Below are 318 nucleotides of genomic sequence, written 5' to 3' on the forward strand. Positions count from 1 at the left end.
CTGCTGGTGGCGGTCCGCTCGCCGCGGCGGATCTTCGCGGCGAAGGCACTGGCGAGCGCGACGGTGCTCGTGCTGCTGGTGGCCGGGTTGGTGGCCGTGAGCACGGTCGGCGGGCTGGCGGCGGTCGGGAACCGGCCGCTGGTCGGCGTCGACGGGCACCTGCTGTCGCCGTCGGACGCGGCCGGGAGCGTGCTGCTGGCGTGGGGGTGCGCGCTGGCGCCCACGCTGGCGCTGGCGGCGATCGGGCTGCTCGGCTCCGTCATCCTGGGGCGCTCGCCGATGGGGCTGCTGGTCCCCGCGTTGGCGGCGGTCGCGATG

The 318-nt window shown here is 77.4% G+C and carries 1 pseudogene; it reads left to right on the forward strand.

Going from position 1 to position 318, the window contains the following annotated elements:
- A pseudogene (locus ACFQ87_RS37890) lies at positions 1 to 318 on the forward strand (ABC transporter permease); the annotation flags it as partial.

The sequence above is a fragment of the Kitasatospora sp. NPDC056531 genome, from assembly GCF_042794375.1.
Classification (GTDB): domain Bacteria; phylum Actinomycetota; class Actinomycetes; order Streptomycetales; family Streptomycetaceae; genus Kitasatospora.